A 12,001-nucleotide genomic window follows, 5' to 3' on the forward strand; every position below is an offset into this window, starting at 1 on the left:
CAGATGAAGTCATATTCATACAGGGCATCGGGCCGTTGCCCATAGTGTCTGTTTCTGCGATCTACGATGTGCGGCACGGTCAATCCCGTCCGTGGGGCGTCGTAACCCCGTTGAAGGCGTAGTCCGGTCGAGTTTCTCGGCCGGGTGGCTGCCGCGTATGTCCAAGGCTCCGCTCAAAGGCGGCAGCGCCTTGTGCTACGCGCGGGGTTACGAACACCCGGCTTCGGACCGGGGCCTCTGTATGTGCAGGAGGCGCGTTTGTTGAAATTGCCAAATAGCGAAGTTGACTTTGATGCTGTCGCGAGTCGCCTGTCGGCGATGCTTGGAGTGCTAGAAGTGGAGTTCGGCCTCAATCGATTTGAGGGCGCCATGGCTGCCATGCTCGTAGGCGCGAGCGACGTAGGACTCGCTGAGGTCAAGATCATGCAGAAGGTTCTTCGGGATTATGCGGCGATCGCTTCAGCCGCCGAACGAGATGCAAAAAAGCGAGGACGGGAGACCGTGTCTTGCGCCGCGTAAAGCTGGCTAAGGTAGGATCGGGGCAAGATAAGTAGCGACGGGATCGGCATATTTGAAAGGGATATGCCTTTGATCGCCGCGCATAGCCCAGCTTTTCCACATCCCGGCCTCGGCGCAAAGGCCTATGAAATTGAACGGCCATCCCTCTAACAAACACGCTCCGATCGCGATCATGCGATGCCTGTCGGACGTTGAAAGATTCTCGAATGCCGCGCTTTTCATCGAACGAGTCGGGGGCGAGGGGTCGCCGCCCGAGTGGCGGGTTACAGTTTCCCTCAGCTGCGCTGAGCGTGGATTCGATGACACGATACTGAAGACCTGCCTTAGCAGGTCGAAATACGCCAAGGGATGAAGGTCGCGAAGCGGCGGTGGTAGCGTTCCGGTGCCATAAGCCACGGCACGCATAGTGTGTTCGAGCTGGAGCGCTCTGGAATCTCCGAAAGTGACCGGCGATTTCCGGCGATCAAACCCGCACTGGTGGCACTCAGGATCAACGCCGCGATGGGGCACGGCAGGCTCCCCGCAACAAGTGCATCGATCGTGAAGCATTACCCCGTGTTTCGAACAAGAGGTTGAAAATGCTAGGCGCCAGTCTAACCGATAGTAGGGGTGGGTATCCTCCCTCAGGCAGACAGGGCACCATTGCTGACCGCCCAATCGCCGGGTTCGATGATATACCCCAAGTGGCAACACCCAACGGGTCGCGACCTTGACGCGCACGTGCTCAAACACGATGCCTTCGAATGCGCGAAGCGTCGTTTTTTCCAGAAGGGCTATATTCCGTCCTGTTCGCGAGGCGAGCGACAAGAGCACCTCGGCAGGGGCGATGGCATCGGTGTCTCTGTTCCAAAGTTGCCGACCCGGCCACAGCAAATGGCAAAATGTCTGAATCTTCCCGCTGTTTCCTAGCGCTAAGCGCCGTAACCACGACGAGAATAGCTCGTTTGGCTTCGGGCTTGGTCGCCAGGGGAGGAGCTCGGTTGCGGTCAACCGCGATGGCCTAAAACAGCTTCAGCCGCTCGCCGTCTGTTCTCGGGGGCAACCCATCCCAGACCATCCAACAGATTAGTGTCGATACGCTCCGCTCCTGACCGTATCGCTGTCTCAGCGGCTTCTCTAATTAGGCGAACGATCTCGCCGATCGTTCCCCCGGAAAGGCCTAAGATACGCTCTATCATCTCTGTTTCCGACAAGCTCGATTGTCGTCGTAGTGGTAATGTGGACTCGATCGTGTTCAGGAGCACTTTACAGGCTTTGTCGTTTTTCCATATCGGAAGTGGCCAGTGTTCAAAGCGGTTGGTGAGTTGCTCGTCGGATTGCAGTGCTCTCAATGCGGATGCTAGGCCACATCCTATAATGTGTATTTCAAGTTCGTTTGAGATATAGCGAAGAAGATTTAGGAAATATCTTTGCTGTTCAATCCTGCCGCCATGTATATTATGTAGCTCATCTATAATAAGGACTTTAAGTCCGACAATCTTGCATATTTTTAGTGTTTGGGCCTGAACGTGGCTAAGGACCGCTGTCCGCTGGATCGGGACATGAAGTTTCTCGAGAATGGCGAGGTAGAATTGTCGAGCGTCGGGGGTCGGCGGCATCTGAATGTAAATTACGGGGCAGATCACCGCATCCGCATCTTCGTCATGGACTGGCAAATTTGCGTCGGTGAACCGGCGCACGAGCATGGTTTTTCCATTGTTTGTAGCGCCCGCAATAAGCATACTTGCAGGCCGATGCGATCTAGGGCTGTGCAGAAGGGCATTCATGCGGATCAAGATGCGCTTCGCTGTCCCATAGGACACGAACGGCTCTCGAGAGAGCGAGCCGACCCGCTCATCGTCAGAACTGTTTAAAAGCTCCTTAGCGGTCGCAGTGAGTTCGCGGGCCCGATCGATCATTCATCGACCTCGTAAAATTCGTCGCCTTTTAGATCATCGTCAATGATGCGACGCCAAGGGGATGCCGAAGCAGGCTCATGACTGTCGAGATGGGTTTCCGAGTATTTTTGACTGATTCTCGCGCCTATCTGGCGCTCTTTCGCCAGCCGGTTTTTTCGCGAGGCTTTGCGAGCCTCTAAAGATTTTGCAACGATTTCTCGTTGAAGCTCTGCGGCTTGGAACAACGCTGTTTCGTCATAACCGCGTTGGCCGCTAGCGCGCAGGTGCTTGCGAGCATTTTCCAATTCCCATGCCGAAATACTCGGGCGGGATATATCGCGCGAGCGTACCGGATAATAAATATTATCGTCGGGACAAAGAAACCAGATACGCGAGACATCACGGGGATCACGCCGAACAACAAATTTGGTCTGGCTTTGATCGTCCAGATAAGGCCTAAGGATATCATCCATATAGTGGATGCCACCCCACCGGATGCCCCGGCGGTTCACTGACCGGCGCTCTATCGGCAGGAAGTCTATCAATAGCCTTGCGGGATCGTTGATTGGCGTTGGGATGCCTCTACCGGCTCGCTGCTGATCTCCAAAAATACCAGCCTGCCAACGCGCGTTCGGCGTCATTCCGTGATGGCTATGGATTTTGCAATGATAATGACCCGCGATGAAGGTCGCGAGCAGTAGCTCCAACTCTTGCATCGTCAGCGATGCGCCTTTGGCGGGATCAACGTCACCGCGTTCAGCTATCGAGCCGCCGGTCGCACCGGGCAAGGTTCTCAGCGATCGCATTGCTGTACCGATCACTCGCTCTACGATCCCGCCAAAGTGGGGCATCCCGCCGGGACGAAAGTTGATCACCATGCCCCAAGATCGACAACCCAGCTCCACGGCTTCGGATCGAAAATCCGATCCATTGTCAGTGTAGATTTCGTCGGGCCGGCCATACGGAAGCCATTTGGGGACGAGCCCGATCCGTGCTGCCCACCCATCTTTCGGTAGAATGCTATGGACTAGGCACAGCCCGACCGACGTAGACGATGGCGCTTCTAGTGAAAGATAAAAGCCCAGCACGGCTCGGGAATATTCGTCAATCGCAACTGTCACCCAAGGCCGCTCAAGAGGCTGACGCAGCGCTTCATCCACGACAATAAGATCGACGCGTGTGTGATCGATTTGGATTCGTTGCAGGGGGAACTCGGTTTCGGGCGTTGAGCCTGACACCAAACCAAACTGTTCGCGCGCTCGCTTCGCACCTTCACGCGATCGTACAATTTGCACCGCTGGGATGGCTGCTATGCGCTTTCGCACAGTCTTTTGATCGGGCAGCGCAAGGCCGAGTTGTTGAGCGCGCCGACGTATTTCCAGAATCGTCTGAGTGATAGTGGGTCTCATACGACTGAGGTGATAAGAAGCGATCACCTCGGCCATAATAGCCTCGACACGTGCATCGACCATGCTCCTGCCGAGCAATGAGGAGCGTCTACGCGGAGCCAAGTCTGCGAGCCGCCGCGACGCACCGTATCTTTTCAGTAAGGTAAATACGGTTCGAATTGAACAGTTTAGCTCTTCAGCCGCAATGCGTACCTCCCGATTCGTCCGCTTGGGGAGTGCGAGCAGCCGATCCAACACTGGTTTTCTAAGCGTCGCGATCCTGAGCCGTTCGGGCGATGCCATAATGTCGTCGCCGTCTACGGTTCCAGAGATCATCGCTTGTCCCAGCGGTATTACCTGTTTCGGCAAGTCTGTCACGGTACTGGCTCCGATGACGTCTGGAGAGGGCAGAAGCAGCGCCAGTGCAAGCTATCGTTCCCCATAGTGTAGTCAATCGGCGGTAAGATCCGGTCAGAAACTTGCGCACAGTGCATCGAACCGATGGCGATCCACAGGCGGGTTGAAGGTGAAGCCGGGCGAAGTCAGCCTCGCGCACCTCGGCGTGCTGTTCCTCGACGAGCTGCCCGAATTCCAGCGCGGCGTCCTCGACTCGTTGCGTCAGCCGCTGGAAGCCGGCGTGATCAGTGTCGCGCGGGCCAATGCGCACGTCACCTTTCCCGCGCGCGTGCAGTTGATCGCCGCCATGAATCCATGTCGTTGCGGCCATCTGGGCGACGCCAGCCTTGCCTGTGCCCGCGCGCCACGCTGCGCGGCGGACTATCAGGCGAAAGTATCCGGCCCCTTGCTCGACCGCATCGACCTGCATGTCGAGGTCGGCGCCGTCAGCGCCGCCGACCTCGTCCTGCCGCCGCCCGCCGAGGGTTCGGCCGAGGTATCGGCCCGTGTCGCCGCCGCGCGCGCGATCCAGACGATCCGCTATGCCGGAGAAACGGCGCGGACCAATGCGGACGCGGACGGTGCGCTGCTCGACCGGGTCGCGACGCCGGACGAGCCGGGCCGCAGGCTGCTGGCGCAGGCGGCAGAGGCGATGCGGATGTCGGCACGGGGCTATACCCGGGTGCTGCGGGTCGCGCGCACCATTGCCGATCTGGGCGGGGCCGGGACCATCGGCCGCATTCATATCGCGGAGGCACTCAGCTATCGTCGCAAAAGCCCGACAAACTGAGGCGGGACGTCTAGTGCGTGGCGGCCTCTCGCTCCTTGATCAGCGCCAGGCACTGGCTCAGCAAGGCTGCGATCAGAAAATCGCCGCTCGCATCGGCATGTTCCAGCGCACGCACCAACTGCTCCTGCAGTGATTCACGTTCGCCCATCTTATCTGCCGTCATTGTTCCGGAAACCCGTATCGAGCTTTCCGCGCTAAACACGGACCGGTTCATCGGCGCAACGACATGGATCAAGCCGGACCGTTTCGTATATTTTGCGGCTTTGCATGCTTGCGATGCCGTCGGCGAACGGCTACCCGGCAAGCCTTCGCTGCCCCTGTGGCGAAATTGGTAGACGCATTCGACTCAAAATCGAACGCCGTAAGGCATGCTGGTTCAAGTCCGGCCAGGGGCACCATTCCATCATCGATGAACGATATCGTGGGCCGGCGCCGCCGACCCGGAGCGATCGGGCCGGCGATGGCGATGCCACCGCTCCACGACGGCGGCGGCCTGACCCAAACTTGCCGTACCGATCAGCGGCGCTTGCGCAGCCGCCCCCGGAACAGGCCGCGGTGGGTCGTCGCCTCGAACATCTCGCCCGGACCTTCGGGGTCCAGTACCTCGTTGTCCGCCAGCCATTTCTCGATGCCGTCCAAATCCGGGACCTCGTACGGCCGCAGCGATCGGCCGGGTCCACGCAGCCGCTCGATCGTCTCGATCAGCGATCCCGTCTGCTCCATCAACTGCGCGACGCGCTCCGCCGCGACGTCGAGGTGTTCGGCCATCAGGTCGTGGCGGGTCGCCGCAATCTTCGCTTCCAGCCCGGCGCCGGGGTGGCGTTCGGTATCCAGCACCACGTCGCATTCTGTGTCGAGCCGCAGCGAGCGGTTGTTGATATTGGCCGATCCGATGCGCAGCTGCGTATCGTCGATGATGGTGATCTTGGCATGGCAATAGATCGCGGTGCCGCCGCGAGTGAACGGATGGTACAGCCGGAACCGGTCATGCTTGTCGCGCCGGTGCAGCGTCTCGACCAGACGCGCGCGCGCGGTGTCCATCGCCAGCGGCTCCAGCCAGCCCTGCGCGGTCAGCGGATTGACGATGACGATTTCCGGCCCGTCAGGCTCGTCCAGTCGTGCAGCGATCGCCTCGGCGATCCGGCGCGATGCGAAATACTGGCTCTCGCAATAGATGTGGCGCTCGGCTGCCCTGATCTGGTCGATGAACAGCGCCTCGACCTCGGTGACCGCCGCTTCGCCCGGCATTTCGGGCTGGCTGCGCGCGATCCCCAGCTCGACGTCCTCGAACGTCGTCTCCAGCGACGCCGGCCAGCAGGTGCCGCCGCCCTCGACCGGGTGCAAGGTATGACCCGCGGCCAGATGCCAGCGATCACGGCACAGTTCGCCCAGCGCCGCGGCGGCCGGGCCGGTAATCGCGGTCGTCGCATCGTGCCAGGGCTTGTACGGCTTGCCGCCGGGTAGCTTGCGGCCGGGGTCGTCGTCGCGATGCGCCCGTGTGTCCCATCGCTCCGCGGTCATGTCGATGCCGCCGCAAAAGGCGAGGCAATCGTCGATCGAGACGATCTTCTGATGATGCGACGATGCGGTCGGGTGATGCCCGTCCAGCTTCACGTGGATGCGCGGGTGCCGCATCCACTTCAGCACCGTGAACACCGTGCTGCCACGGAACGCCGCCTTCATCGCGCCAACGTCCCAGCGCAGCAGGTACAGCTCCAGCTCCGGATTGCGTTCGATCAGCCAGTACAGGAAGTCGCCGACCGTTTCGGGCCCCTCGGTCGTGCCGGTGCTACCTACCAGCCGGATGCGCGCGTCGAAATCCCAGCCGACCAGCATGATCCGCTTCTTCGCCTGAAGGAACGCCTCGCGCGCGACTCCGAAATAGCGATCCGCATCGACGATCACCGACAGGCGATCGGCACGTTCGATACGCCAGACGTTACGGCCGGGGTCGAGCATCGTGGGCGTTCAGTCCTTCCTGTCGGCCATAGATGCGGTCGAGCACCTCGGCACTGCACGCGAACTGCTCCGCGGCGGGGTCGAAACGGGAGGACGCAGCAAGCTGTTCCGCCCATATGGCAGCGGACCGGGCGCCCCATGGATCGGGAGGCTCGGCCAGCGTGATCGCCTGCGTACCGGTGAAATGCTGCGCCGTGAAGTCATAGAAGGACCCGGAAACGTTGCGTAATGCCGCGCCGCCGCGGGTGCCGTAGAAGGCCGCCTCGATCACCGCATCGCGACCGGCGTGCAGATTCCACGAGCAGGCGAGGCGGATCGCCGTGTCGCCGGCCATGAACTGTGCGGTGGCGTAATCCTCGACCGATCCGGACTGCAATGGCCTGCCTTTCGCGAGCAGCGTCGCCTCGACGTTCCCGACGTTCGGGAAATTCAGCGTCCAGAGTGCCAGATCGACCAGATGGACGCCGAGATCGATGACGCAACCGCCGCCCGATTGCGCGGGGTCGAAGAACCACGGCTTGCCCGGTCCGTATGCGTTGTGGAAGGTGAGGTCGACCGCGAAGATCTCGCCCAGCGCTCCGCTGCGGACGCGATCCGCTATCGCCGTCATCGCAGCCGTGTGGCGATAGGACAGGTCGACGCCCAACAGGCGATCGGCAGTGCGTGCGGCGTCGATCACCGCCTGCGCCTCGGCTGCCGAGCGACCGAGCGGCTTCTGGCAGAATACGGCGGCGCCGGCTTGCAACGCGGCGATCGACTGTTCGGCGTGCAGCGCGGACGGCGTCGCGATGACCACGCCGTCGAGGCCGAGCGCGAGCATGTCGTCCAGCGACGAAACGATTCGTGCATCCGGGGCCAGCGCGACCGCATCCGCGATGCAGTCCGGGGACGGGTCGCAGATCGCGCCGACCCGGATCGCACCGGTGGCGACCATCGCCTCCATCCGGTGACGACCGATCCAGCCGGTGCCGAGAAAGCCCAAGCGTGGGATGTTCAAGCGGATGTTCCTTTTACGATGCCGTGCCCGCCGGGGAGGATGTCATGTCCACCAGCGCCTTCACGAACCCGCCGGGCTTGTCCCGTGTCGCGTCCAGCGCGTCGCCCAGCCGTTCCAGCGGATAATGGTGCGTGTACAACGGTGCCGGATCGAACCGCCCGCTTGCGACCGCATCGATCGCCTCGTGCAGCCCGCGCATCTGCACCGCCGGATCGCGTTCGTGCGCGTTGACGACGTCGATGCCCTTCCAGTTCCAGTCCTGCATGTTGACCTGGCGCGGGCCGTCCTGATGGTAGCCCGCGATCACCAGCTTGCCCCCGAACCCGATCAGTGCGGTGGCGAGGTCCAGTGGCCATTGCTTGCCGACAGCCTCGATCACCCGCTCGCACATCGCTGCGCCGGTCAGCGCCTTCACCTGTTCGATGATCTGCCAGTGATCGTGCATCGGGATCGTCTCGGCCGCGCCATAGTGCGTCGCGAGGTCGAGGCTTTCCTGCCGACGCGAGATCGCGATCACCCGTGCGCCGGCATCACTGGCGAGCCGGGTCAGCACCGCGCCCAAAAATCCGATACCGACGATCGCCACCGTCTGGCCAGCACGAATGTCGCTGCGTCGAAAGATGTTGAAGGCGCAGCCCAGCGGCTCACCCGGAAACGGCTGGCCATCGAGTGCGGCGGGTAGTCTGGCGACCATGTCCGCCTTCGCCAGATCGTATTCCGCGAACGAACGGTAGGAGAGGGCGGCGACGCGATCGCCGACGCTCAGTCCCTCGACCCCGGCGCCCAGCGCATCGATCCGCCCCCAGCCTTCATGCCCCAGTCCGCCGGCCTCGCCGGGGTAGGTAACCCAGGGCAGCCCGGCCCATGGCTCGAGGTTCGACGCGCACACGCCGCAACCCTCCAGCCTCAACCGTATCTCGCCCGCGCCCGGCTCAGGCACTGCGACCCGGTCCACCCGCATCGCGCCCGGCGCATCCAGCACCGCAGCGCGCATCATTCCTGCAACCATCTGATCTTCCATGTCTTATTGATCCCATGAGCGATCCCGGGATGCAGACGACCTTGCGCGATAATATCGCCGCGCTCGCGGATCGCGCACGTGCCGAACGCCGTGCCGCACCGCTGCCGGCGCGTATCGCCGATCGGATCACGCGCTTCACCGGATCGATGACCTTCGTCGCGATCCATCTGACCATTTACGGCCTGTGGATCGTCGCCAACCTCGGCTGGATACCGGGCATTCCCCGTTTCGATCCGACGTTCGTCATTCTGGCGTCCGAAGCGTCGGTGGAAGCGATCTTCCTCTCCACCTTCGTCCTCATCAGCCAGAACCGCATGGCCGAACAAGCCGATCGCCGCGCCGATCTCGACCTGCACATCAACCTGCTCGCCGAACACGAACTGACCCGCCTCGCCGCGCTGGTCGGCCGAATTGCCCAACGGCTCGACGTGCCGGTCGAGGACCGCGAGATCGAGACCGACGTGGAGCCCGAACGCGTGCTCGACGCGCTCGACGCTCAAAAAGCCTGACGTCACGCCGCCGCGATCTGCGGCACGGATGAGACGCCCGCAGGTGCATAGCGATCGATCATCCACGCGCAAAAATCGGCGAATTGCTGCGGGTCCTTCGCCGCGCTGGTATGGTGCGGCTGGATGCCGAGATGTTCGGGCGTGAAGCAGAAGGTGACGGTGACGTCGAAGTCCTGCAACGCCTCCATCTGCCGGTCGAACCAGTCGATCGCATCGGGGCGGAAGCTGTCCGCCCAGCTGAGGCCGGTGCGCAGCCGCTTCGTGCCGAGCCGCTTCATCCACGCCACCGCCTCATCCAGCCGCGGGTCCTGATAGTGGAACCATTGCATCAGCCCCATGCGATCCGCGACCTCGGCATAGACGTCCAGCGACGCCTTGGGCGTGCCGTCCTCGCGGATCAGGCCCATGTAGAAATGGCGGTAATAGCTCGACCCCTCCGCCTCGCGATGACGGGTGGTCGCGCCCCAGGCATGCGGCAGGTCGAACAGCGAATACCAGAACACGCGGTCGACGCGGTCGAGCAGCAGTTCGGCGGTACGGCGGACCCCGAATTCCTGCACCTCCTCCGCCCCGAAGCTGCCGACGCCCACTTCAGTGGCCCAGATCGGCTTGTCGGGACACACCGCCTCAATCTCGGCGATCTTGTCGGGCCAGGCGTGGATCGGCCACAGGTTCCAGTCGAGCGGGAAGCCGTGCACCGCGACCACGTCGACCGCATCGAGCGCGCCATGGCCGCGCATCCGGTTGACCCATTCGGGATCGATGGGGCTCATGCCGCCGAGCACCCGCGTCACCGCCGGATTGATCGCCTGGATCGCGTTGCCCGCGCGGATCACCGTGTCGGCGAACAGCGACCAGTCGGGATCGACCTCCGGGTCCCAATGCGATTTGTTGTTCGGCTCGTTCCAGATCATTGCCGCTTCGATCATGCGTCGCTCCCCCTGTTTGGCCCCGTGCTGGGGTAGACCGCTGCGGGTCCGAATTCTGCGTAAGGCACCGGCGCGACCCGGCAGAGATAGACCTCGCTCTCCGGCTGCGCCTCGATGGTGAAGCCCGATGCGCGCAGCATCGCCGCGCTGCACGCTGCATTGGGTGCCCACCAGTTGGTCCAGTCGTGCGCGAACTCGCGCTCGATGAAGTGCATTCTGGGATAGCCCGGCTCGTCGAAATACGGCGGCGGTTCATGTGTATCCGGCATATGGAAGGGATGATCCGCCGGCACCGGATACACCTCGCGCGATCCCTGTTGCATTGTCTGGAACAGCATCAGGTCGCCCGCAACATGCTCGCGGATCAGGTCGAGCGCCAGCAACGGATGGCGCAGGTGATAGAGCACGCCCATGAAGATCACGAGGTCGAACCGCTCGCCCAACGCACCCACATCGTAGACCGACAGGTTGCGGAACTCGACGCCCTCGAAGCCCAGTGCAGCGCTCGCCAGCCGCGCCTGCGCCAGATAGCGGTCGTCGCTGTCGATGCCGAGCACGCGATCCGCCCCGCGCCGCTTCATCTCGACCGAATAGAAGCCGGCGTTGCAGCCGATGTCGAGCACCGATTTGCCGGTCAGATCGGCGGGCAGCGCGTCGGCGAAGCGCGCGAACTTGAATCGCGGATAATCGCCCAGAAAATGCTCCGGCGCGGTCTCGATGCCGTGCCCCAGATCGATGTTGTGAAACCACGGGCCGAGGCGCTCCACCTCGGCACGCAAGACATCCGGCGTCATGCAGCCACCCTTTCGTTCAAGCTCAACAGCCGCGCGCCCCAATCGCCCAACACCACGCGGCTGACCGAGGCCGGCGCGACATCGAAGCGCAGCAGATTATCCAATGGCAATCCGATCGCGTCGGCGACCGCAGCGCGGATCATGTCGGAATGTGTCACCAGCGCAATCACCGCGCCATCCTCAGCCGCGGCGACCGCGTGCATATAGCCGACGATCCGCGCCTGAGCCTCGGCCATTGTTTCCCCATCGGGAATCCGCGCGGTGCCACGCGATCCGTTCCAGTCGTCCCATGCCGGCCCTGCCAGCGTGCCGAAGGCGGCACCGGTCCAGTCGCCCATGTCTATCTCGATCAGCGCCTCGACCGGGATCGGAGCCGCCAGCCCGCAGGCCTCCGCGATCGCCGCCGCAGTGTCGCGGGTGCGCTCCAGCGGTGAACAGGCGATCCGGTCGATCCGTTCGCCGCGCAGGCCCCGTCCGAGAGCAGCGGCCTGCGCATGGCCTTCGCCGCTCAGCGCCACACCGTGCATCCGCCCGGACAGACGGCGATCGAGGTGCACATGCGCGGCATGCCGGATGAGGAGGAACGTCGCCGTCAACTCTGCGCCCTTGTCCAGAAACGCCGGCGAGTCGATGGCGAAACACCAACTTGCCAGCTTAACATCGGTTAAGAGGTTTGTACCTCAAGCTACTAGGAACAAAGAAGAAGAACCTTCGTTCCACCCTCGTAGCGATTGTCCATACGAGAGGGCCGGGCACCGGATGCTTCGAACAGACACCAACAGCCGCAACCTGTCCTTGACCTCGATCATCAACATGGGTCAG

General features: G+C 62.4%; 12 protein-coding genes, 1 tRNA gene and 1 pseudogene. 4 read left to right on the top strand and 10 right to left on the bottom strand.

Annotated features, from left to right (window positions below; all coding sequences use genetic code 11):
• The first annotated feature begins 258 nt into the window (after nt 1–258).
• A complete protein-coding gene (locus NF699_00605; protein ID USU05251.1) occupies nt 259–519 on the top strand; it encodes a hypothetical protein in 261 nt (86 codons plus the stop codon).
• Nucleotides 520–525: 6 nt separating this feature from the next.
• Here NF699_00605 and NF699_00610 read toward each other — a convergent pair whose 3' ends face one another.
• From NF699_00610 to NF699_00620, 3 genes are read right to left on the bottom strand one after another with little or no spacing between them, the layout of a single operon-like run.
• Nucleotides 526–1,509: a TniQ family protein gene (locus tag NF699_00610; protein ID USU05252.1), complete on the bottom strand. Its 984-nt coding sequence runs from the start codon at nt 1,507–1,509 to the stop codon at nt 526–528.
• Nucleotides 1,506–2,417: a TniB family NTP-binding protein gene (locus tag NF699_00615; protein USU05253.1), complete on the bottom strand. Its 912-nt coding sequence runs from the start codon at nt 2,415–2,417 to the stop codon at nt 1,506–1,508. Before NF699_00615 ends, NF699_00610 begins: the two co-directional genes overlap by 4 nt.
• On the bottom strand, nt 2,414–4,162 hold the full coding sequence (locus NF699_00620) for a DDE-type integrase/transposase/recombinase (protein USU05254.1): 1,749 nt from the start codon (nt 4,160–4,162) through the stop codon (nt 2,414–2,416). Before NF699_00620 ends, NF699_00615 begins: the two co-directional genes overlap by 4 nt.
• 136 nt (nt 4,163–4,298) lie before the next feature.
• Here NF699_00620 and NF699_00625 point away from each other — a divergent pair.
• Nucleotides 4,299–4,970: pseudogene (locus tag NF699_00625) on the top strand (ATP-binding protein).
• A gap of 10 nt (nt 4,971–4,980) precedes the next feature.
• Here NF699_00625 and NF699_00630 read toward each other — a convergent pair.
• On the bottom strand, nt 4,981–5,205 hold the full coding sequence (locus tag NF699_00630; protein USU05255.1) for a hypothetical protein: 225 nt from the start codon (nt 5,203–5,205) through the stop codon (nt 4,981–4,983).
• A gap of 78 nt (nt 5,206–5,283) precedes the next feature.
• On the opposite strand from NF699_00630, the gene NF699_00635 reads away from it, so the two are divergent.
• Nucleotides 5,284–5,368 (top strand) — tRNA-Leu (locus NF699_00635).
• A 118-nt stretch (nt 5,369–5,486) separates the two neighbouring features.
• Here NF699_00635 and NF699_00640 read toward each other — a convergent pair.
• Genes NF699_00640 through NF699_00650 form a run of 3 tightly spaced genes read right to left on the bottom strand, consistent with a single transcriptional unit; the run spans nt 5,487 to nt 8,947 of the window.
• Entirely contained in the window at nt 5,487–6,929 is a 1,443-nt protein-coding gene (locus tag NF699_00640; protein ID USU05256.1) for a phospholipase D-like domain-containing protein, read from the bottom strand.
• Nucleotides 6,910–7,926 carry a Gfo/Idh/MocA family oxidoreductase gene (locus tag NF699_00645; protein ID USU05257.1) on the bottom strand — a complete coding sequence of 339 codons (1,017 nt, stop codon included), beginning with the start codon at nt 7,924–7,926 and terminating at the stop codon, nt 6,910–6,912. The genes NF699_00640 and NF699_00645 overlap by 20 nt, the downstream gene beginning before the upstream one ends.
• Nucleotides 7,927–7,939: 13 nt before the next feature.
• Nucleotides 7,940–8,947 (bottom strand): zinc-binding dehydrogenase, encoded by a 1,008-nt coding sequence (locus NF699_00650; GenBank protein USU05258.1) that lies wholly within the window; start codon nt 8,945–8,947, stop codon nt 7,940–7,942.
• A gap of 14 nt (nt 8,948–8,961) precedes the next feature.
• On the opposite strand from NF699_00650, the gene NF699_00655 reads away from it, so the two are divergent.
• Nucleotides 8,962–9,456: a DUF1003 domain-containing protein gene (locus NF699_00655; GenBank protein USU05259.1), complete on the top strand. Its 495-nt coding sequence runs from the start codon at nt 8,962–8,964 to the stop codon at nt 9,454–9,456.
• Between the two features lie 2 nt (nt 9,457–9,458).
• Here the strand turns inward: NF699_00655 and NF699_00660 are convergent, their stop codons facing one another.
• The 3 genes from NF699_00660 to NF699_00670 are packed head-to-tail and all read right to left on the bottom strand — an operon-like array spanning nt 9,459 to nt 11,775.
• Nucleotides 9,459–10,385 (bottom strand): glycosyl hydrolase, encoded by a 927-nt coding sequence (locus NF699_00660; protein USU05260.1) that lies wholly within the window; start codon nt 10,383–10,385, stop codon nt 9,459–9,461.
• A complete protein-coding gene (locus tag NF699_00665) occupies nt 10,382–11,179 on the bottom strand; it encodes a TIGR04290 family methyltransferase (protein USU05261.1) in 798 nt (265 codons plus the stop codon). Before NF699_00665 ends, NF699_00660 begins: the two co-directional genes overlap by 4 nt.
• Entirely contained in the window at nt 11,176–11,775 is a 600-nt protein-coding gene (locus tag NF699_00670) for a histidine phosphatase family protein (GenBank protein USU05262.1), read from the bottom strand. The genes NF699_00665 and NF699_00670 overlap by 4 nt, the downstream gene beginning before the upstream one ends.
• Nucleotides 11,776–12,001 lie beyond the last annotated feature (226 nt).

The organism is Sphingomonadaceae bacterium OTU29LAMAA1 (assembly GCA_024072375.1).
Lineage (GTDB): Bacteria > Pseudomonadota > Alphaproteobacteria > Sphingomonadales > Sphingomonadaceae > Sphingomonas.

What these genes read in the sequence shown, in the direction of transcription:
- NF699_00615 (USU05253.1), bottom strand. Translation starts at nt 2,417, where the DNA reads ATGATCGATCGGGCCCGCGAACTCACTGCGACCGCTAAGGAGCTTTTA.
- NF699_00640 (USU05256.1), bottom strand. Translation starts at nt 6,929, where the DNA reads ATGCTCGACCCCGGCCGTAACGTCTGGCGTATCGAACGTGCCGATCGC.
- NF699_00650 (USU05258.1), bottom strand. Translation starts at nt 8,947, where the DNA reads ATGGAAGATCAGATGGTTGCAGGAATGATGCGCGCTGCGGTGCTGGAT.
- NF699_00655 (USU05259.1), top strand. Translation starts at nt 8,962, where the DNA reads ATGAGCGATCCCGGGATGCAGACGACCTTGCGCGATAATATCGCCGCG.
- NF699_00660 (USU05260.1), bottom strand. Translation starts at nt 10,385, where the DNA reads ATGATCGAAGCGGCAATGATCTGGAACGAGCCGAACAACAAATCGCAT.
- NF699_00665 (USU05261.1), bottom strand. Translation starts at nt 11,179, where the DNA reads ATGACGCCGGATGTCTTGCGTGCCGAGGTGGAGCGCCTCGGCCCGTGG.